Raw genomic sequence first — 18200 nt, 5'->3', positions numbered from 1 at the left:
CTCTCGGCGGCCCCCCCCCCCCCCCCGCCTGCACCGCGGGGGGCCACGACCTAAACAACCCGCCCGCCCCCCCCCGCCCCCCCCCCCGCCCCGCCCCCCCCCCCCCCGGCCCCCCCCGTTTTGGGGGGGGGGCCCCCCCGTCGCCGTCCCCGGCCATCCGGCCGCCGCGGGTGAGCCGGGCGGTCAGGAGAAGGCGTCGTGGCCGGTCAGGGCGGCGGAGAGTTTCCACAGGCGGGCGGCGGAGTCGGGGTCGAGGGCCCAGGGTTTGACGCCGCCGACCAGCATGTCGTCGCCCGTCGCCGGCTCGGCGAGGTCGCAGTCCTGGCAGTAGGCGCCGCCGTGCGTCTCCAGCAGGGGTGACGTGGCCGCCCAGACCGCCGTAGCCGCGCCCTGTTCCGGGGTCTTGAAGCCGTCGGCCCGGCGTCCGCCGGAGGTGATCCAGCCCTGGGCGACCTGTTCCTCGTGGGGGATGCGGCGCTGCAGCGGGGTGAGGATGCTGCCCGGGTGCACGGCGAAGGCCCGCAGGCCGTCGGCCGCGCCGAGGGCGTCCAGATGGACGGCGAACAGGGCGTTGGCCGTCTTGGACTGCCCGTAGGCCGTCCACTGGTCGTAGCCGTGGCGGAAGTGGAGGTCGTCCCAGCGGATGTCGGACAGGAAGTGCCCGGAGGAGGAGACCGACACCACCCGGGCCCCGGCGAGCGCCGGGCGCAGCCGGTTGACCAGGGCGAAGTGGCCGAGGTGGTTGATGGCGAGATGCGCCTCCCAGCCGGGGCCGACGGGCCGGTGGGGGTAGGCCATGACGCCCGCGTTGCCGATGACGACGTCGAGGGTGCGGCCGGTCTCCAGGAACTGGTCGGCGAAGGCGCGGACGCTGCCGAGGTCGGCCAGGTCCAGCTCGCGCACCTCCGTGCGGCGGAGGTCGCGCAGCGCGTCCTTCGCCACGTCGGGACGGCGGGCGGGCACGACGACGTGCGCTCCCGCCCGTACCAGCGCGCGGGTCGCCTCCAGGCCGAGGCCCGAGTAGCCGCCGGTGATCAGGACGTTCCTGCCGGACAGGTCGACGCCGGTCAGGACGTCGTCGGCCGTGCTGTGCGCGCCGAAACCCGAGCCGATTCTGTGGTGTGTACGTGCCATGCCCCCGACCGTAGAATCTAGAGTGCAATCTAGGTCAAGCTATGGGAAGGTGTCATGAGCAGGGACGCGGACCGCCTGTCCATCGGGGACGTCGCGCGGGTCACCGGGCTGGGCGTCCACGCGCTGCGCTTCTTCGAACGCGAGGAGCTGTTCCTGCGCCCGATCCCGCGTACCGCCGGCGGGCAGCGGGCCTACGACCGGGCCGACGTGGAGTGGCTGCTGCTGTGCAACCGGCTGCGCGAGAGCGGCATGCCGATCGCCACCCTGCGGAGGTTCGCCCATCTCGTGCGGTCGGGGCCGGGCAACGAGCCGGAGCGGCTGGAGCTGCTGGAGGAGCACGAACGGGCCGTCCGCGACCGGATAGCCGACCTGACGGCGAGCCTGGAGATCATCCACGGCAAGGTCGTCACCTACCGCCGGCACGTCCAGGACGGCACCGCGGCCGGCGTCTGGTCCCCGTCCCCGTAGTTCGCCGGTCCTAGGATCAAGGTTCCATGAGCCACCTGCCGACGCTGTCCGCCACCGAGATCGCCGCAGGGCGTCTCCTGCTGCGCAAGGCCCGCGACGCCGACCGTGACGGTCTCGTCGAGCTGATGACCGACCCCGAGGTGCGCGAGCACCTGGGCGGCCCGCGCCCACGCGGCGACGTCGAGCGGTTCCTCGACGCCGCCGGGACCGCCGGAGCGACGGCCGCCCCGGGCGCCTACGTCATCGCGGACCTCGTCACCGACGGGCTCCTCGGGACGCTGTCGCTCGACCGCCGGGCGGCCGGCCGTCCCGGGCACGTGACCGGCGACGGCGAGGAGCTGGAGCTGTCGTACGTGCTGCGGCGCGCCGCGTGGGGGAGCGGGTTCGCGCACGAGGCCGCGTCCGCCGCGCTGAGGGCGGCGGCGGCCGAGCTGCCCGACCAGCCGGTCGTGGTCGTCACCCGGACGGCGAACGGACGCTCCTTGAGGCTGGCCGCCCGCCTGGGCTTCCGGCCCGTCGCCACCTTCGAGGAGTTCGGCGCCGAGCAGACACTCGGCGTCGCCGCCCTGTCCGGGTTCGGGGGCTGACCTCACCGCTGCCGCGCGGCCTCCTCCGGGGCGCGCAGGCGGGCCATGATGCGGTCGAGGGCGGCCAGGTCGCCGGGGTCGAGGGCCAGCAGGGAGCGCGGCGGGCGGGCCAGGATGCGCTCGGCCTCCTCGGCGGCGGCCGTCCCCGCCGGGGTCAGGGCGACGATCTTGCTGCGGCGGTCGTCGGGGGAGACGCTGCGGGTCACGTGGCCGCGCCGCTCCAGGTCGTCGACCATCAGCGTGGTGTACGGCTTGTCGGTGGACAGCTCCGCGGTCAGCTCCCGCATGGTCATCGGCCCGGCCAGCAGGCGGCGCAGCGCCTTGACCCGGAAGAAGCTCATGCCGAGCGTCTCGGCGACCTCCTTGCGGCGGTCCTCCTGCCGCAGGACGAGGTCGTACATGGCCGCCCAGACGCGGGCCACGGCCTCCTGGCCGGAGGTGTCGGTCATGACGCGTCCGCCGTTCTGTCGGGAGCGTGGGCGAGCCGTTCGGCGGTACGGGTGGCGCTGCGGCGGGCCCAGCCGGTCGTGGTCAGGATACCGAGCAGCAGGATGGCCAGCCCGCACCCGGCGACGATCCACCAGCCGACGTGGCTGGCCGAGGGGAATCCGGCGGCGAACGGGCCGGCCACCGCCGAGGTGACCAGCGAGCCGATGACCGCGACGCCGAGCGACTGGCCGATCTGGCGGCTGGTGGAGGCCACCGCCGCGGCCACGCCGGCCTGGGCGCGCGGCATGCCGGACACGGCGGTGTTGGTGATGGGCGCGTTCAGCATGCCGAACCCCACCCCGAACAGCACGTACGCGGCCATGAGCCGCCAGGTCGGCGTGTCCGCCGCCAGCCCGGTCATGATCAGGCCGCTGGCCGTCATGGTGATCCCGGCCACCAGCAGCGGGACGCGGGGCCCGGCGTTCCCGACGATCCGGCCCGACAGCGGCGCGCAGACCACGGTCAGCCCGGCCATGGGCAGCGTGTAGAGGCCGGCGTGCAGGGCGGACAGGCCCAGGACGTCCTGGAGGTAGAGGGTGTTGACGAACAGGAACCCGCCCAGCGCGGCGAAGCCGCACACCGCGATGACGGTGGCCCCCGTGAACGGCGCGCTGCGGAAGAAGCGCAAATCGATGAGCGGGTCGGTGCGGCGCAGCTCGTACGGCGCCAGGAAGGCCAGCGCCAGCGCCGCGACCGCGAAGCAGCCCAGTGTGCGCGGCGCCCCCCAGCCGGCGGCCGGCGCCTCGATGAAGCCGTACGTCAGGGTGGCCAGCAGCACGATCACCAGCGCCTGCCCGACCGGGTCCACCCGGCGTGGGCGCGGCGCGCGCGACTCGGGCACGAACAGCGCGCACAGCGCGAACGCGGCCAGCCCGACGGGGATGTTGATCCAGAAGATCGACTTCCAGCCGACCGAGTCCACCAGCATGCCGCCGACCAGCGGGCCGAGTGCCATACTGACGCCGACGACGCCGCCCCACACGCCGATCGCCCGCGCTCGCTCGCGCGGCTCGGTGAAGGTGTTCGTGATGATCGACATGGCGACCGGGTTGAGCATCGACCCGCCGACGGCCTGCAGCGCCCGCGCCGCGATCAGCCAGCCGAGGCCGGGCGCCAGCGAGCACATGAGCGAGCCGAGTGTGAACAGCGCCAGCCCCGTCTGGAACGTGCGCCGGCGGCCGACCCGGTCGCCGGTCGAGCCGGCCAGCATGAGCAGGCTCGCCAGCACCACCGTGTAGGCGTCGATGATCCACTGGAGTCCGGACATGGAGGCGTTCAGGTCGCGCCGGATGGCGGGCAGCGCGATGTTCACGATCGTGTTGTCCAGCCCGACGATGAACAGGCTCATGCAGCAGATGGCCAGCACGAGCAGCCGCCGGCGGGGGCTGAGCGCGGACGTGGACAAGACGGGCGCCCTGCTGGTTATAGGCATATAACGATTATATTCGCATAACTAAACAGATGGCCGCCGCACCCCCCGAAAGGGACGCGGCGGCCATCGCCCGATCATCGAACGTGCCGCGGACGGGCTAGCCGATGAACATCGCGGCGGCCATCGTCAGCGCGATCACCGCGTACACCGACACCTCCCCGGGCAGCAGGAGGACCGCCAGCAGGTCCACCACGACCAGCATTCCGACGACCGCCCACGTACGCGGCCTGCGCAGGATCTCCGTCAGCCGGCTCATGGCTTGTGGAACTTGAACCAGTTGGTGAACGACCAGGTCGCCTTGGGTTGTGTGGCCATGTTCCGCGCCCTTCTCAGTACTTCGGTGCCCATCGGCAGTTTCACCCCCGCCTGGGCCTTGGCGAGCTCCTGGCCCGCCTTCAGGTAGCGGCCGGCGCCGCCCAGCGCCGCCCCGGTGAGCCCGGCGAAGGCCAGGCCGGTCACGCTGAACCGGTCGGAGCCCGCGTTCTGCACCGAGTAGCTCGCCATGCCGATCCCGGCCCCCAGCGCCACGCCGCACACCACGGTCACGCCGCACGCGCCCACGGCCACCGTGCCGACGACGCCGACGGCGACCGCCGCCACCGTCCGGCCCCAGCGGTCCCACCAGCCGCGCTTCTTCTTCTGCTTCTCCTTCTGCAGCGCCTCCTCGGCCTGCCTGCGCCTGGCCTGCTCCTCGGCGAGCGCGTCGGCGATGCGCTTGTTCTCGGCCATCAGCTCGGCGATGCGCTGGGCGGCGGCCGGATCGGTGTACCGCAGCATGCACGACTGGCTCGTGCACGCGCCGGGGTTGCTGGTGCCGCCGCCGCTGCGTCCGGTGCCGGCGCCGCGGCCGGAGGTCGGGCCGGGGGCGGGCGAGCTCACACTGGTGAGCTGCACCTGCGCCGGCGCCGGTGCCGGCGGCGGCTGGATAGCTTCCCCTCGACGCCCCCGGCCACGTGCCGTGGTGGCCGGAGCCTTGTCCCAACACGAACCTGTTCGCCGTCCTGGTCCATGTACTCGGCGAGTCCAACCGGCATGCCGGGCACGCCGACATCCTGCGCGAGGGCCTCGACGGCCGGACCGGGGTGCGCCCCGAACACGAGAAGCAGATCGACGAGGAAGCCCGTGCGGCCTACTGCGCGAAGATCGAACTGGCCGCCGCGGCGGCCGCACCCATCAAGGCTTGACCACGATCGCGCCACCGTGGCCTCGTCAAGGGTGGGGGCCACGGTTCACCTTCGCCCCCCTACCAGCAGGATCACAAACGCCGAAACTCATATTCCGCCAACTATCGTTCACGGCCCATGCGATCAGAAGCATGCTCGGTGTCAGCGCAGTGCCGTCGCGAAGACAAGGCGGTTGGCACTGGTGTAGCCGTGTTCGCGTTCGGACCATGCGATGCGGGAGGTGATCTGTTCGGGACCGGCCAGGTGGCTGGAGTCGGTCAGGCGTTCTGCCCACCAGCGGGCGTTGCGGGATTGGCGGTCGAGGATCGCATCGACGACGGCAGCACGGCGCGCGGCGGTGAGTCCGTAGGCGTCGGCGAGCACCCGCACCTGGGCGGCTTGCGCGGTGGCCGGCGGCCAGGTGGTCTTGGAGGAGATGCACCACGTCCAGGCCATGTATCCGATGTCATCGAGCGGATCACCGGGGGCGGCGGTGTCGAAGTCGATGAAGGCGACGGGGAGCCCAGCTCGAAACACCGTGTTGTTGGGTCCAGGGTCGTGATGGCAGACGACGGGGTGCTCCCCGGTGAGTCCGTTGTTGCGGGTGGCGTCGTGCAACGAGCGAAGAAGCGCCCCAGCTGAAGCAACTTGGGCGTCGCTCCAGCGCTGGAACCTGGCCGGCACCCAGCCGGGCAGGTAGGTGAGAACATCGCGATCGGCTTCGTCTCGTCCAAGATAGCGCGGTGCTCCCGTGAACTGGCATTGCTCAAGGTGTGTGAGTAGTTGAGCGACGAAGGCGGAGGAGGCCGTGGCGGGCCGCCGAACGGTATCGGCGACCCGGACGACTCCTGAGGTGATGCGTCCTCCGGTCAGGGGAACCTCAGCGGGGGTCGGTCGCATCAATGAAAGGTCTCCTGTTCAACAGGTCTCAAGCGCAACACCCACCCACGGCGGGCACCCGTTCCGCACCGCCAACCGATCGACCCGCGGCGCGAACAACTCGCCAGGCGCGGAGCGACCACCAAACGCCGGACGCCGGGACCAGACCGTCGTCATTCTCCGGGCCGAACCTCCTGCCGTACACGCCGCTACTGCCAACCCCGATCGCGCGCCTCCATGTCCGCTTCCAGTTGCTGTGACGGACCGTCATCCCAAGGCCGCCAGACAAGCGGTGGTGTCCTTGGGGGTGTCTTGACGTATCAAATGAATGCTTTTTTAATTCGATGGAGGGCGTGATTCACCTCAGATCGACTCCGACCGGTTCATCGACGTCAGGGATGGAGCTGCGAGATGACCGTGGACGACCGTTTCGGCCCGGAGCTGGAAGAGACGCGCAGGGCCCGGCTGCGCGGCACCGTCAGCGAGATCGTCACCGATCCGGTCTCGGACTGGGCCACCGACTTCTCCCATGTCGACCCCCAGTGGGCCGCCGACCCGTACCCGATCCAGGACGACCTGCGGCAACGTTGCCCGATCGCGCACACCGACCGGTTCGGCGGGGTCTGGCTGCCCACCCGCTACGAGGACGTCGCCGCCGTCGCCTACGACACCGAGCGGTTCTCCTCGCGGGCGGTCGTCGTCGGCAACGTCAAGCCGCCCAGGGAGCTCGCGCCGGTGGGCGGGGTGCCGCCGATCTCGTCCGACCCGCCCTTCCACCACGACGCCCGCAAGCTGCTGCTGCCCGCCTTCACCAAGACGGCCGTCGCCAGGCGGGAGGAGTCGACGCGGGCGCTGTGCCACGAGCTGATCGACGGCCTGGAGGGGCGCGAGGTCGTGGACGCGGCCCGCGAGTACGCCCAGTACATCCCGATGTGGGTGATCGCCGACATGCTGGGCTTCCCACCCGAGGACGCCGACCGGTTCAGGCGGTTCGTGGAGAACGCCCTGGAGAGCGTGAACGAACCGACCGAAGTGCGGCTGGAACGCTTCGCCGAACTGTCGGCCTATCTGGTGGAGCAGATCCACGACCACCTGGCCGACCCGCGTGACGACCTCACCTCGTACCTGCTCGACGCCGAGCTCAACGGCGCGAAGCTGGACCCCGTCCACGTCGTCGGGACGATCGCCCTGCTGCTGATCGCGGGCATCGACACCACCTGGAGCGCCATCGGCGCCTCCCTGTGGCACCTGGCCAAAACACCCGCAGACCGCGAACGCCTGGTCGCCGAACCCACCCTGCTCCCCACCGCCATGGAAGAGTTCCTGCGCGCCTACGCCCCCGTCACCATGGCCCGGCTCGTCAAACACGACATGCACTGGAACGGCGTCGACATGAAAGCCGACGACTGGATCCTGCTCTCCTTCCCCGCCGCCAACCGCGACCCCGCCCACTTCGACCACCCCACCGACATCCGCATCGACCGCGAGATCAACCGCCACGCCGCCTTCGGACTCGGCATCCACCGCTGCGTCGGCTCCCACCTGGCCCGCATGGAACTCCGCACCGCACTCGACGTCTGGCTCCAACGCATCCCCACCTTCACCCTCGCCGACCCCGACGCCGTCACCTGGGCCGCCAGCCAGGTACGCGGTCCCCGAACCCTGCCGCTGCGCATCGGCTGACCCTAAGTGGACGATGGCCTTCCGGTTGGTGTAGAACTGGGAGCCGGCATTCGTTCAGGGGGTGCGTGATGATCGTGGTGACGGGCGCGACGGGCACGATCGGGCGTGCGCTGACGCAGGAGCTGGGCGGCGCGGCGCTGGCCGTGGTGCGGCGCGCGGAACAGGGCGTGGAGCTGGGCTGCGACTACGTGGTCGGCGACCTGGAGAGGCCGGAGAGCATCCCGGTCGAGCCGGGTGACCGGCTCTTCCTCAACAGCGCGCAGTGGCCCGGCTTCGTGCGCGCCCACCGGGCGGTCATCGACCACGCGGCGGCCTCGGGGGCGGCCCAGGTGGTGACGGTCTCCGTGCGCGGCGTCACGCCGGGCAGCCTGCTCGGGTTCGGGCTGCACGGACAGGTCGACGAGCATCTCAAGGCATCCGGGGTGCCGTGGTCGATCCTGGCGCCTGTCGGCTTCATGCAGAACCTCGCGGGCGACGTCGACGAGGAAGGGCGGATCTTCGGCTCGTACGGCGGCGGCAGGGTGGGGTACATCGACGCGCGTGACATCGCGGCGGTCGCGGCGGCGCTGCTCACCCGTCCTGTCGGGGCGGACGCCGTCCACGAGTTGACCGGGCCGGCGGCGCTCACCCATGACGAGATCGCCGCCGAGCTCACCCGGGCGTTCGGCCGGGACGTGCGGTACGTGGACCTGCCCGTCGAGGAGGCCGCCGCGCACCTGGAGCGGCGCGGCATGCCCGCTCCCGCCGCCCGCGACCTGGCCACCCTGATGTCGCAGCTCGGGGACGGGCGCTGGGCGACCACGACCACGACGGTGGCCGACATCCTGGGCCGCCCGCCGCGTTCGCTGCGCGAGTTCCTGGGATAGAGCCGAGCGGCGCCGTGCCGTCACTGGCGGGGTAGGTCGACGCCGGCCGCGCGCAGTTCCGCTTCGACCAGGGCGTTCAGGCGGGCGATGGACGGCTCCCGGCCTTCTCCGTGGTGGTTGACCAGCCCGTAGCGGGCGGCGGCGTCCGGCTGCCTGCCGAACCCCTCCGGCATGCCGTGCGCCGCCCGTCCGGCCAGCAGCTTGGCGGCCAGGGCGGCGGCCAGGTGCTCGATCCGGGGGTCGTCCGGGTCCCAGTCCCTGGCCTCCAGGCCGCGCTTGGTCAGCTCGACGAGCTCGGGGTCGTCCAGCGAATGTTCGAGCCGGGTCAGGAAGCTGTCGAAGATCGCCGGGATCAGCGCCCTGGCCAGCACCAGGGCCTCCCGCTGGATGGCCACGTATTCGGCGTCGAAGCCGAGGGCGGCCAGCCGGTCCAGGACCGCGCAGGCCCGGTCGGGCAGCAGGACCCGGTCGCCGTGGGCGAGCCGGTGCAGCGTGTCGCGGCGGGCGACCAGGTCGTCGATGCGTTCGGTCAGCCTGCGACGGACGTCGTCCAGGGCGGCGGCGAAGCGCTCGGGATCGGCGTCGAGCAGGTCGCCGATCTCGGCCAGCGGCACACCGGCCGCGGCGACGGTCCGGACCTGGACCAGCCGGAGCAGGTCGGCCGACCGGTAACGCCGGTAGCCGGAGCCGTCCCGGTCCGGCTCGGGGACCAGGCCGAGCCGGTGGTAGTGCCGCACGGTCTTGACGGTGACGCCGACGAACGCCGCCGCCTGACCGATCGTGAGCCCGTCCGCCATCGGCTCAGCGCTCCTCGGGCGGGACGTACGCATGCACAGAGGTGAGAGTAGCGCGCGTCTGCGGCGATTCATCACCTACGTCTCGTCCGTCGGGTCGCCGCGGCAGGAGTTGACCTTGACCTTGGGTCAGGGTCCAGGCTCGTCGCACGGCCGTCCCGAAGGCCCCCGATGGCCCGCCATCGCGCCTTCGAGCCGTGCCGGACGACGACCATCACGAGACGAAGGACGACCGATCATGACGACCAGGAACGACATCGGCTTCTCCTCGGCGGGGCTGCGCCGGCTGCGCGAGGTGCTGGCGCGGCACGTCGAGTCCAAGCGCATCCCCGGGTTGGTGGCCCTGGTCAGCCGGGGCGAGGAGACGCACGTGGAGGCGATCGGGACGATGCGGCACGACGGTGGCCCGCCGATGAGCCGGGACACGATCTTCCGGATGGCCTCCGTGTCCAAGCCGGTGACGATGGCGGCGGCGATGGTCCTGCTGGACGAGTGCCGGCTGCGGCTGGACGACCCGGTGGACCCCTGGCTGCCCGAACTGGCCGACCGGCGGGTGCTCAGGCGGCCCGACGGCCCGCTGGACGACACCGTGCCGGCGCGGCGGCCGATCACCGTACGGGACCTGCTGACCTCCACGTTCGGCCTCGGCGTGGACTTCGCGCTGCTGGACGCCCCGATCAGGGCCGCGATCTTCGAGCGCACCGACTACGGCGTGGCGTCCGGGCCGGCGCCCCACCCGGACGAGTGGATGCGCCGGCTCGGCGAGCTGCCGCTGTCGTACCAGCCGGGGGAGCGGTGGCAGTACGACCTCAGCAACGAGGTGGTCGGCGTGCTCGTCTCCAGGGTCGCGGGCCGGTCCCTGGAGGCGTTCCTGCGCGAACGCGTCCTCGATCCGCTGGGCATGAAGGACACCGCCTTCCACGTGCCCGCCGACAAGATCGACCGGCTGCCGCCCCTGTACGGGCCCGACCCGGGGACCGGGGAGTTCCTGGTCTGGGACGAGGCGGCGGGCGGCAGGACCAGCCGGCCCCCGGCCTTCCAGGGTGGCGGCGGCGGGCTGGTCTCCACCGTGGACGACTACCACGCCTACTTCCGGATGCTGCTGAACCACGGCGTGCACGGCGGTGAACGGATCCTGTCCCGGCCCGCCGTCGAGCTCATGACCACCAACCGCCTCACCCTCGGCCAGCAGGCCGCCCGGGACGCCATGTACAGGGACTTCGTCCACCTGTCGTCCGGCCAGGGGCTGCACGGCGGATGGGGCTTCGGGATGGCGGTGCGCACCCACCGCGGCGACCACGCCTCCGTCGGCCAGTTCGGCTGGGACGGCGGAACCGGCACCACCGCCTACGCCGACCCGGCCGAGGGGCTCACCGGCATCCTGCTCACCCAGGTCGGGATGTCCACCTTCGACTCGATCCATCTCATCCACGACTTCTGGACGACCCTCTACCAGGCCATCGACTCCTGAAGCGACACCCCCGTCCCAGCCGGAGGGCGACGGCTGGGACCGCTTCTGGCCGGTAGTCGTACGTGAAGCTCTGGATGGTGATCGGGTCATGGCCGAGCACCCACACCTGGCTGGTGTCGTCGTACGGCTTGGCCGGCACGACGGGGCCCGAACCGTCCGACACGCCCACCGTACTCGGCCGCGGACAAGGGGCTCGGGCTCCGTCCCAGGGCTGCGACCGTCGTCAAGTCGGCACTAGGCGGGAGCGCGCGGAGCCTTGTCACCGGTTGAAGTGTCGTCCTCGGCGGTGGAGGTTTCTCCGGTGAAGCGGCGCAGCTCCGGGCTGAGCGCGGCCACAGCGGCGGTCAGGGCGAGCAGTCCGCCCAGCACGACGAGCGCCGCCGCGCCGCCCAGTGACGCGGCCAGTGCCCCGCCGAGTACGGGCCCGATGGGCTTGAGCGCCATCGCGCCCATGCTCAGGATCGCGCCCATCCGGCCGAGCATCGCCTCCGGCACCATTCGTGCGACCACGACGTTCATCACGACGTTCAGTGAGGGCGTCGACAGGGTGATGAACACCAGCGGGATCATCGGCCACCACGCCCCCCAGGGCAGTGCCGTGGCCGCCAGCGCGGCGCCGAAGATCGTCACGACGGCCAGCAGGAGTCTGCCGGGCGGCAGGAGCCTGCTGATGCGGCCCGACAGCAGCGCACCGGTCAGTCCACCGATTCCGAGGCCGGCCAGGACCGTGCCGGTGACGCGCGCGTCACCGCCGCGTTCGCCGACGAGCACGATCAGCGGGATGAGGAACGCTCCGCCCAGCAGGTTGAGGATCATCACCGCCGCGGTGACCTCCCGCAGGCCGTGGCGGCGCCACAGCCAGGCGATGGCCTCGGCCGCCTCCCGGCGCATGCCACGCCGGATCGGCCGTTGCTCCTCGCCGTCGTCTCGGGCAGAGGTCGGCGGCTCGTCCGCCGGGCGGCGCGGCACCTTCGCAAGGGCGTAGAAGAGCGTGGCGGCAAGGAAGGTGATGGTGTCGACGACGAAGGGCACCGCCCGGCCCAGGCCGTACAGCAGGCCGCCGAGCGGAGGGCCGATCAGACCAGCCGCGTGGGTACGAGCCTCCTCCTGTGCATATGCACTGTGCAGTTGGCCCGAGGGGACGATGCCGCGGATCGCCGTCTCTTGGACGGGACCGACGAACGCGACGCACAGCCCGTCCAGCACAGCCAGTGTGATGAACTGCCAGACCTGAACATGACCGGTGATGACGAGCGCCGTCAGCACTGCGGAGACAACCGCCTGGAGGCCCTGGGCCGTGATGAGCGTGCGGCGGCGGTCCCACCGGTCCACCCAGACGCCGGCCGGCATCTGGACCGCGAGGAAGGCGACAGTACGGGCTCCGGCGACGATGCCCGCCAACCCAGGCGAGCCGGTGAGCGCCAGCACCAGCAGCGGCATGGCGAGCCTGGTGAGCTCCGACCCCAGCTCGGAGACCGCGCTGCCGACCCACAGCAGCTGAAAACGCACGTTCTTCCGCAGCGGGACGATGTCGGTCACGAGGCGTCTTCCTTGGATGAGAGGCGCGGTCACTCGGCCTGAGGCGCCACTCTCGGAGGCGGAGGTTGCGCCGGTTCCGGTTGCGGAGAGGTCGGGCGGGACCCGGAGAAGATACCTACCGGAGGTGACGCTGTCCACCTCGGCCCTCGGCGGCCGGCTGACGCCACGTTCATGACCACGTGCAGCCGGGGCTTGCCCGAACTGCGGAAAGGCCGGGCGCCTCAGTCGAGGTGGTCGGCGCGGTCGAGGAGGTATCGCTGCTCGATCTGGTTGCCGGTCAGGGAGGCCGCCTCGCGATACAGCCGGGCCGCGCCGGTCGCGTCGCCGGTCATCGAGAGCAGGTGGGCGCGCACGGCGTGTTCGCGTCGCCGGACCAGCGGGTCCCGGTCGAGCTGGAAGCGGTGGTTGAGGTCGTCGAGCAGGGCCAGTCCCCGGGCCGGCCCGTACGCCTTGGTCACGGCCACCACCCGGCTCAGCCGTACCGGCGCGGTGGGGGTGAGCCGTTCGAGCCACAGGTAGAGCGCCGCGATCTGCGGCCAGTCCGTCCGCTCCGGCGACGCGGCCGCGGCGTGGACGGCCGCGATCGCCGCCTGGAGCTGGTAGGGGCCGACCTCGCGGCGGGTCCAGACGCCGTCGATCAGTCGGGTGCCCTCGCCGATGAGGCCGGTGTCCCAGCGCGTCCGGTCCTGCTCGTCCAGGGGCACCAGCTCGTCGTCACCACCGGTGCGCGCGGGACGGCGGGCCTCGGTGAGCAGCATCAGCGCGAGCAGGCCGGTCACCTCCGCGTCGTCGGGCACGGAGGCGTGGAGCATGCGGGTCAGCCGGATGGCCTCGCCGGTCAGGTCGACGCGGGCGAGCCGGTCGCCGGTGGAGGCGGTGTAGCCCTCGTTGAAGATCAGGTAGAGCGCCTGCATGACGGCGGCCATCCTGCCGTCGCGCCTCAGGTCGGCCGGCGGGGTGAAGCGGGCGCCGGCGCGGGCCAGTTGCTGCTTGGCGCGGCTGATCCGGGTGCCCATGGTGTTCTCGGTTGTTCCGTACGCGTGCGCGATCTCGGCGGTGGTCAGGCCGCCCACGGCCCGCAGCGTGAGCGCGACCTGGGAGGTGGCGCTCAGCGTGGGGTGGCAGCACAGCAGCAGCAGGGCGAGGCTGTCGTCGGTCTCCCGGGCCGGGCCGGGCCGGCGGGCCGGTTCCTGCAGGGCGAGTTCGGCGACGCCGGCCTCCTGCTCGCGCCGGCGCCTGGCCTGGTCGGCGCGGAGCGCGTCGACCATCCGCCGGTAGCCGACGCGGATCAGCCAACTGCGCGGATTGTCCGGTACGCCCTCGGCCGGCCAGGCGCGGCTCGCGGCCAGGAGCGCTTCCTGCACCGCGTCCTCGGCGACGTCGAACCGGCCGAAGCGGCGTACCAGCGCGCCGAGCACCTGGGGCGCCTCGACCCGCAGGAGGTGTTCGATGTCGGCGTTCACGCTGCGTGTGCCCTTCCCGCTGTGGTGACGGCCGTCCGCTCGTGCCCGGCGCCGCGCGGCCCGGGGGTCACCCGGTGAAGTCCTCGCCCATGATCGGCCGGATCTCGATCGGCTCACCCAGCACCTCGACGATCCGGGAGGCGATCTCCACCGCTCGCTCCTGGCTCGCCACGTCGATCACGGCGAAGCTGGCCAGGACCTCCTTCAGCTCGGCGAACGGTCCGTCGGTCGCCACCACGCCGTCGCCGGACCTCCTGACCGTGGTGCTGACCGCCGGATGGCCGAGCCCCTCGCTGCCGACGAACTCGCCGGTGGCGATCAGTTCCTGCTCGAACCTCTGGTAGGCGGCGAACGCCGCCAGGGCTTCCTCGGACGGGGCGTCGGCGGTCGCGGCGTCCCAGGCGGCCGCGGGGGTGTAGCCGAGCAGCAGATACTTCATGGCGGATCCTCTTGTCGAACGTCGGTACAGGGTATGTGAGGTCAGGCGGAGCGGCGCAGGGACAGGGCCAGGACGGTCGTCCAGGTGAAGGCGACCAGGCCGTTGACGGCGATCTGGACGCTCATGTGCTCCGGCGACATGGGCAGCAGCAGGACGAGCGCGGCGGCGCCGTTGCCGGCCGCGGCCGGTACGGCGCGGCGGCGGGCGCAGCGGACGGCCAGCACGATGGCGGCGATGGCCAGCGCCGTGAAGGAGAGGGCGGCCGCGGTCGAGTGCGCCACGCCGTGCCAGGACATCTGCGCCACCGGCTGGTCGGGGGTTCCGGCGGGGAAGCCGTTCTCCGGGTCCATGGTGAACGCGCCGGCCGCGATCATCCCGACCCCGAAGATCCCGACCAGGACGGGCAGCGCCCGGCGGCCGATCCCCTCGGTGAGGGTGCGCCCCACACCGGCGGCCAGCGCCAGGCCGCCCACGCCGGCCAGCACGAACGTGAGGATCTGGATCCAGCCCAGGTTGCCGGTGGAGAGCTGACTGATCGGATGGCGGGCGAGGTCGAAGCCTTCGCGGGTGAGCATCTGGACGACGGCCGAGGTGAAGAAGACCGGCCCGGCCAGGGCGGCGGCGAGCAGCAGGTGGCCGGACGGGCGGGTGGTGGCGGCTGTGGCGGCCATGACTTCCTCCTTGATGGGGTCTTGCCGCTACCTCGTGGCGGGGTCCGGCTTCTCGACACCGGCAGGGATGTGATCTGAATCACCACTCGGACGTGTCGAGGCCCGTGGGCGGCCTCCGAGGTACCGGCGAGCACTGACCAAACCTCAAGGAGAATGAAATGTCCGAGATGTCGGAGACCTACGAGCCGAGCGCCGCACTGAAGGCCCTGGACCGCCTGGTCGGCACCTGGGCGATCACCGGCGGCGCCGAGGGAACCGTACGGTACGAGTGGATGCCCGGCGGCTTCTTCCTGCTCCAGCACGTCGACCTCGCCCAGTTCGGCCAGCCCGTCACCGGTCTGGAAGTGATCGGCAATCTGCGCCCGTTCGGCGAGCCGGCCGGGGCGGACGTCGTGTCCCGCTTCTACGACTCGACCGGCAACACGCTTGACTACGTGTACGAGCTGTCCGGCGACACCTTGACCATCTGGGGCGGCGTGAAGGGCGGCCCCGCCTACTACGAAGGCACGTTCAGCGCTGACGGCACCACCGTCACCGGCGCATGGGTCTACCCCGGTGGAGGCGGCTACGAATCCACCATGACCCGGCTCTGACGTCGGGGCCGGGCCTGCCGGGCCGGATCACTCGGGTGGGACGGGGCCCGACGCGACGCCGTAAACCGGGCTGACCGAACGAGACCGCAGCGGCCGGGCTTGATCGCTCATGTATGCGACAACGGTTTGTCATCACGTACATGAGCGATCACGGCGACCAGAAGAACCCCTCGCAGGGGCGATGCGCGACTCCGGTACGTCGCCCGAGACCATGCCTACCTCCAGGTGTAGGTGGCGTCGGTCATCGGCGTCAGGTACGGGTGCGCGGGAGGCGCGGTGGGGTCGGCCAGCGTGCTCACCGCCACGCCGATGAGGGGGAACAGGTTCAGCCGCGCGGCCTGCCGGTGGTCCACCCACTCGATGATCCCCGGCTCGCTGGTGCCGTCCGGGAGTTCGTCGTACTCGACCGTGGCGAGCTTGGCGCGCACCTCCGGGGTGATGTGCAGACGGAAGATCAGGTGGAGCTTGCGCGGGGGCGGGGTCGGACCGGGCCTGGTGATCATCTGATCTTGGATCCAGCACAGCTGTGGCACGGTCGCATCGCCGAGGTCGAGGCGCAGTTCCTCGGCGAGCTCCCGGCTCAAGGCGTCCACAAGGTCCTCTCCGGGGTGCACGTTGCCGCCGGGTGGCGTGTACAGCGCCCCCGACGGCCGGTCACGGCGGATGAGTGCCAGCTCGCGCCCGCAGAACACCAGGCCGGCGACACGGATCTTGACGTGGGAGAAGGGCAGGTCCGGATACGTCATGGGGCCAGTGTTTCCTGTCGCTGCCCCAACCGCGCCGACCTGGTCAAGGACGCGATCCGGATGGATGGCCGCCGGCGCCGGCCTGCTCCAGCCCGGCGCTGCATTCCATACCGACCGCGCCTCGAACCACACCTCAGATGAGTTCGGCTCCTCCCTGACGGGCCTGGACATGTGCCGCTCGGTGGACGTACCGGGGACTGCTGGGACAACGCTGGCCGAGTCGTTCTTCAGTGCGCTCAAGAACGAGTGGCTGCATCACTTCGTCTTCACCACTTGGGCCAAGGCGCGACGGCGGGTCATCCGCTGCGACGCCCGGCCGAGGCGGCCGCCTGCCTGCGTCGCGCGCACGAGCTGGCCGTGATCCAGAACGTACCGCTGGAGGTCCAGCGGATAGCCGCCGTCCTGGAGGCCCAGTGCCTGCCCGTGACCGAGGACCTGGCCGCGCACGCACCCCGGATGTGAGCCCCGGGCGACCCGGCTCCAACGAGGCGGTACCTCTCCAAAACTACTAAGGAGTATCGTTGGACCATCGCGGTCACCGTCATCCAACTCCGGGGCCCGTTCGCCCCGCATCTGTCGAGCACTGCGACCCTTGACCTCACCGGCCACGCTGGCCCCGAAGAGAGCATCTACCATCAGGCATAGTAGTGATCCATGCGCAACCGCGCTGAGCGCCTGCTCGCCCGTGACCCCACAGCCGGCCTCGTCGAAGTCGAAGACAAGAAGAAAGGAGCGGCCGGCGTGCCGTACGAAGACGACGACCAGGTCAGCAGGGCGATCTACGCGCGCATGCTGGAACGCGCCGAGTCGCTCACCGACGCGGCGGCGGCGATGGGAGTCACCACCGCGCAGATCGCCCGCGTCCAGGAGCATCTCACCCGGCTGCGCCTGCTCGACCCGGACGCCGAGGCGCCGGTGGACGCCGCGGCGATGCTCAGGCGGAGCCTTGAGGAGAGCCACCGCCTCCTGGACCGCCTGGTGGAGCAGCACGTCGCGGTCGCCGCGGTCGCCAGGAGCTACCTGAACCTGCCTGGCCGCGCCGAGCGTGACATGGACGTCGACTTCTTCACGCGGGACGAGATGGCGACGCGGCTGGCCCGGCGCATCACGGAACTGAGCGAACAGGCCGGGCACGAGATCCTCAGCATGCATCCGGTCGCCGACTGGACGCCCGCGTCGCTGGCAGAGGGCCTGGAGAGATCGGAGCGCGCGCTCGCCAGAGGGGTGCGGGTGCGCGCGCTGCACGCGCAGAGCTCTTTCTCCCAGCCGGTACTGCGTGGGTTCGTGGATCGGTGGACGCGGCAGGGCCGCGAGGTGCGGGCCGCGCCCGTCGTGCCCACCCGGATGCTCGTCTACGACCGGCACACCGCCGTCGTCCAGGCCGACCCCGCCCACCTGGACGCCGGCGCGCTGGTGATCCGCGGCGGGGGAGTGGTGAGGTCCCTGGCAGCGCTGTACGACAACTGCTGGATGACGGCGTCGGAGCCGAAGGACGTCCCCGGCTCCTCGGACGCCGGGGCGCTCACCGAGCAGCAGCGCGCCATCCTGCGTCTGCTGGCCGTCGGCGCCAAGGATTCGGCGATCGCCCGCACGCTGGGGATCTCCACCCGGACGGTCACGCGCGTGGTGGGTGAAGTGAGCGCGCTGCTCGGCGCCACCAGCCGGTTTCAGGCAGGCGTCCGCGCCACCCGGCTGGGCTGGCTCGACTAGCGGAGCCGGATCAGCCGGGCGAGGACACCTGCCGCTTGCTCGTCGGGGGGCCGGCGCGTGGGGGCGAGGGGGC

Annotated in this window: 20 protein-coding genes and 1 pseudogene; 9 read left to right on the top strand and 12 right to left on the bottom strand. The window is 71.7% G+C overall.

Translation table 11 applies throughout. The features are described 5' to 3' along the window. Positions 1–183 precede the first annotated feature (183 nt). Positions 184–1134, bottom strand: a complete 951-nt coding sequence (locus ABZ815_RS49410) for an SDR family NAD(P)-dependent oxidoreductase (RefSeq protein ID WP_357709516.1) — start codon at positions 1132–1134, stop codon at positions 184–186. Between the two features lie 54 nt (positions 1135–1188). On the opposite strand from ABZ815_RS49410, the gene ABZ815_RS49405 reads away from it, so the two are divergent. Together ABZ815_RS49405 and ABZ815_RS49400 are read left to right on the top strand one after the other, a co-directional pair. Then, positions 1189–1602, top strand: a complete 414-nt coding sequence (locus ABZ815_RS49405; protein ID WP_357709513.1) for a MerR family transcriptional regulator — start codon at positions 1189–1191, stop codon at positions 1600–1602. Positions 1603–1628: 26 nt separating this feature from the next. Next, positions 1629–2189 carry a GNAT family N-acetyltransferase gene (locus tag ABZ815_RS49400; protein WP_357709510.1) on the top strand — a complete coding sequence of 187 codons (561 nt, stop codon included), beginning with the start codon at positions 1629–1631 and terminating at the stop codon, positions 2187–2189. A 2-nt stretch (positions 2190–2191) separates the two neighbouring features. Here ABZ815_RS49400 and ABZ815_RS49395 read toward each other — a convergent pair whose 3' ends face one another. From ABZ815_RS49395 to ABZ815_RS49380, 4 genes are all read right to left on the bottom strand, one after another. Next, positions 2192–2638, bottom strand: coding sequence for a MarR family transcriptional regulator (locus ABZ815_RS49395; RefSeq protein WP_357709507.1), 447 nt, complete (start codon positions 2636–2638; stop codon positions 2192–2194). Continuing rightward, positions 2635–4110, bottom strand: a complete 1476-nt coding sequence (locus ABZ815_RS49390; RefSeq protein ID WP_357709504.1) for an MFS transporter — start codon at positions 4108–4110, stop codon at positions 2635–2637. Before ABZ815_RS49390 ends, ABZ815_RS49395 begins: the two co-directional genes overlap by 4 nt. A 97-nt stretch (positions 4111–4207) precedes the next feature. Beyond that, on the bottom strand, positions 4208–4366 hold the full coding sequence (locus tag ABZ815_RS49385) for a hypothetical protein (RefSeq protein WP_357709501.1): 159 nt from the start codon (positions 4364–4366) through the stop codon (positions 4208–4210). After that, complete coding sequence (locus ABZ815_RS49380; protein WP_357709498.1) at positions 4363–4989, bottom strand: hypothetical protein; 627 nt, start codon at positions 4987–4989, stop codon at positions 4363–4365. Before ABZ815_RS49380 ends, ABZ815_RS49385 begins: the two co-directional genes overlap by 4 nt. Positions 4990–5054: 65 nt before the next feature. Here ABZ815_RS49380 and ABZ815_RS49375 point away from each other — a divergent pair. Next, a pseudogene (locus ABZ815_RS49375) lies at positions 5055–5294 on the top strand (DUF664 domain-containing protein); the annotation flags it as partial. Between the two features lie 141 nt (positions 5295–5435). On the opposite strand, the gene ABZ815_RS49370 reads toward ABZ815_RS49375, so the two are convergent. Continuing rightward, entirely contained in the window at positions 5436–6173 is a 738-nt protein-coding gene (locus tag ABZ815_RS49370) for an aminoglycoside phosphotransferase family protein (RefSeq protein ID WP_357709495.1), read from the bottom strand. Between the two features lie 390 nt (positions 6174–6563). Here ABZ815_RS49370 and ABZ815_RS49365 point away from each other — a divergent pair, with 390 nt between their 5' ends. Both ABZ815_RS49365 and ABZ815_RS49360 read left to right on the top strand, forming a co-directional pair. Further along, entirely contained in the window at positions 6564–7835 is a 1272-nt protein-coding gene (locus ABZ815_RS49365; protein ID WP_357709492.1) for a cytochrome P450, read from the top strand. Positions 7836–7903: 68 nt separating this feature from the next. Beyond that, positions 7904–8701, top strand: coding sequence for an NAD(P)H-binding protein (locus ABZ815_RS49360; protein ID WP_357709489.1), 798 nt, complete (start codon positions 7904–7906; stop codon positions 8699–8701). A 20-nt stretch (positions 8702–8721) separates the two neighbouring features. On the opposite strand, the gene ABZ815_RS49355 is transcribed toward ABZ815_RS49360, so the two are convergent. Then, positions 8722–9498 carry a MerR family transcriptional regulator gene (locus ABZ815_RS49355; RefSeq protein ID WP_357709486.1) on the bottom strand — a complete coding sequence of 259 codons (777 nt, stop codon included), beginning with the start codon at positions 9496–9498 and terminating at the stop codon, positions 8722–8724. A 235-nt stretch (positions 9499–9733) separates the two neighbouring features. Here ABZ815_RS49355 and ABZ815_RS49350 point away from each other — a divergent pair, with 235 nt between their 5' ends. Further along, positions 9734–10966, top strand: a complete 1233-nt coding sequence (locus ABZ815_RS49350) for a serine hydrolase domain-containing protein (protein ID WP_357709483.1) — start codon at positions 9734–9736, stop codon at positions 10964–10966. A gap of 234 nt (positions 10967–11200) precedes the next feature. Here ABZ815_RS49350 and ABZ815_RS49345 read toward each other — a convergent pair whose 3' ends face one another. The 4 genes from ABZ815_RS49345 to ABZ815_RS49330 all read right to left on the bottom strand — a co-directional run bounded on the left by ABZ815_RS49345 (position 11201) and on the right by ABZ815_RS49330 (position 15078). After that, entirely contained in the window at positions 11201–12505 is a 1305-nt protein-coding gene (locus tag ABZ815_RS49345) for an MFS transporter (RefSeq protein WP_357709480.1), read from the bottom strand. A 221-nt stretch (positions 12506–12726) separates the two neighbouring features. Beyond that, positions 12727–13968: a sigma-70 family RNA polymerase sigma factor gene (locus ABZ815_RS49340; protein ID WP_357709477.1), complete on the bottom strand. Its 1242-nt coding sequence runs from the start codon at positions 13966–13968 to the stop codon at positions 12727–12729. Between the two features lie 67 nt (positions 13969–14035). Beyond that, a complete protein-coding gene (locus ABZ815_RS49335) occupies positions 14036–14407 on the bottom strand; it encodes a YciI family protein (RefSeq protein ID WP_125629542.1) in 372 nt (123 codons plus the stop codon). A 41-nt stretch (positions 14408–14448) separates the two neighbouring features. Beyond that, positions 14449–15078, bottom strand: coding sequence for a DUF998 domain-containing protein (locus tag ABZ815_RS49330; protein WP_357709474.1), 630 nt, complete (start codon positions 15076–15078; stop codon positions 14449–14451). Between the two features lie 158 nt (positions 15079–15236). Between ABZ815_RS49330 and ABZ815_RS49325 the strand changes: the two genes are divergently transcribed. Next, positions 15237–15671: a hypothetical protein gene (locus ABZ815_RS49325; protein WP_357709471.1), complete on the top strand. Its 435-nt coding sequence runs from the start codon at positions 15237–15239 to the stop codon at positions 15669–15671. A 215-nt stretch (positions 15672–15886) separates the two neighbouring features. On the opposite strand, the gene ABZ815_RS49320 is transcribed toward ABZ815_RS49325, so the two are convergent. Beyond that, positions 15887–16417: an NUDIX hydrolase gene (locus ABZ815_RS49320; protein ID WP_357709468.1), complete on the bottom strand. Its 531-nt coding sequence runs from the start codon at positions 16415–16417 to the stop codon at positions 15887–15889. A gap of 64 nt (positions 16418–16481) precedes the next feature. Here ABZ815_RS49320 and ABZ815_RS49315 point away from each other — a divergent pair, with 64 nt between their 5' ends. Continuing rightward, complete coding sequence (locus tag ABZ815_RS49315; RefSeq protein WP_357709466.1) at positions 16482–16778, top strand: hypothetical protein; 297 nt, start codon at positions 16482–16484, stop codon at positions 16776–16778. A gap of 293 nt (positions 16779–17071) precedes the next feature. Next, on the top strand, positions 17072–18127 hold the full coding sequence (locus ABZ815_RS49310) for a helix-turn-helix transcriptional regulator (protein WP_357709463.1): 1056 nt from the start codon (positions 17072–17074) through the stop codon (positions 18125–18127). Positions 18128–18200: the final 73 nt, after the last annotated feature.

The sequence above is a fragment of the Nonomuraea sp. NPDC047529 genome (genome assembly GCF_040642995.1).
Lineage (GTDB): Bacteria > Actinomycetota > Actinomycetes > Streptosporangiales > Streptosporangiaceae > Nonomuraea.
The sequence above is the reverse complement of the archived record's forward strand: the minus strand, read 5'-3'. Positions and strand labels throughout refer to the sequence as shown.

Excerpts from the sequence above, each read along its gene's own strand:
- ABZ815_RS49385 (WP_357709501.1), bottom strand. The coding sequence starts at position 4,366 with ATGAGCCGGCTGACGGAGATCCTGCGCAGGCCGCGTACGTGGGCGGTC.
- ABZ815_RS49355 (WP_357709486.1), bottom strand. The coding sequence starts at position 9,498 with ATGGCGGACGGGCTCACGATCGGTCAGGCGGCGGCGTTCGTCGGCGTC.
- ABZ815_RS49330 (WP_357709474.1), bottom strand. The coding sequence starts at position 15,078 with ATGGCCGCCACAGCCGCCACCACCCGCCCGTCCGGCCACCTGCTGCTC.
- ABZ815_RS49400 (WP_357709510.1), top strand. The coding sequence starts at position 1,629 with ATGAGCCACCTGCCGACGCTGTCCGCCACCGAGATCGCCGCAGGGCGT.
- ABZ815_RS49315 (WP_357709466.1), top strand. The coding sequence starts at position 16,482 with ATGGCCGCCGGCGCCGGCCTGCTCCAGCCCGGCGCTGCATTCCATACC.
- ABZ815_RS49310 (WP_357709463.1), top strand. The coding sequence starts at position 17,072 with ATGCGCAACCGCGCTGAGCGCCTGCTCGCCCGTGACCCCACAGCCGGC.
- ABZ815_RS49365 (WP_357709492.1), top strand. The coding sequence starts at position 6,564 with ATGACCGTGGACGACCGTTTCGGCCCGGAGCTGGAAGAGACGCGCAGG.
- ABZ815_RS49350 (WP_357709483.1), top strand. The coding sequence starts at position 9,734 with ATGACGACCAGGAACGACATCGGCTTCTCCTCGGCGGGGCTGCGCCGG.
- ABZ815_RS49360 (WP_357709489.1), top strand. The coding sequence starts at position 7,904 with ATGATCGTGGTGACGGGCGCGACGGGCACGATCGGGCGTGCGCTGACG.
- ABZ815_RS49320 (WP_357709468.1), bottom strand. The coding sequence starts at position 16,417 with ATGACGTATCCGGACCTGCCCTTCTCCCACGTCAAGATCCGTGTCGCC.
- ABZ815_RS49370 (WP_357709495.1), bottom strand. The coding sequence starts at position 6,173 with ATGCGACCGACCCCCGCTGAGGTTCCCCTGACCGGAGGACGCATCACC.
- ABZ815_RS49410 (WP_357709516.1), bottom strand. The coding sequence starts at position 1,134 with ATGGCACGTACACACCACAGAATCGGCTCGGGTTTCGGCGCGCACAGC.
- ABZ815_RS49405 (WP_357709513.1), top strand. The coding sequence starts at position 1,189 with ATGAGCAGGGACGCGGACCGCCTGTCCATCGGGGACGTCGCGCGGGTC.
- ABZ815_RS49390 (WP_357709504.1), bottom strand. The coding sequence starts at position 4,110 with ATGCCTATAACCAGCAGGGCGCCCGTCTTGTCCACGTCCGCGCTCAGC.
- ABZ815_RS49325 (WP_357709471.1), top strand. The coding sequence starts at position 15,237 with ATGTCCGAGATGTCGGAGACCTACGAGCCGAGCGCCGCACTGAAGGCC.
- ABZ815_RS49335 (WP_125629542.1), bottom strand. The coding sequence starts at position 14,407 with ATGAAGTATCTGCTGCTCGGCTACACCCCCGCGGCCGCCTGGGACGCC.
- ABZ815_RS49395 (WP_357709507.1), bottom strand. The coding sequence starts at position 2,638 with ATGACCGACACCTCCGGCCAGGAGGCCGTGGCCCGCGTCTGGGCGGCC.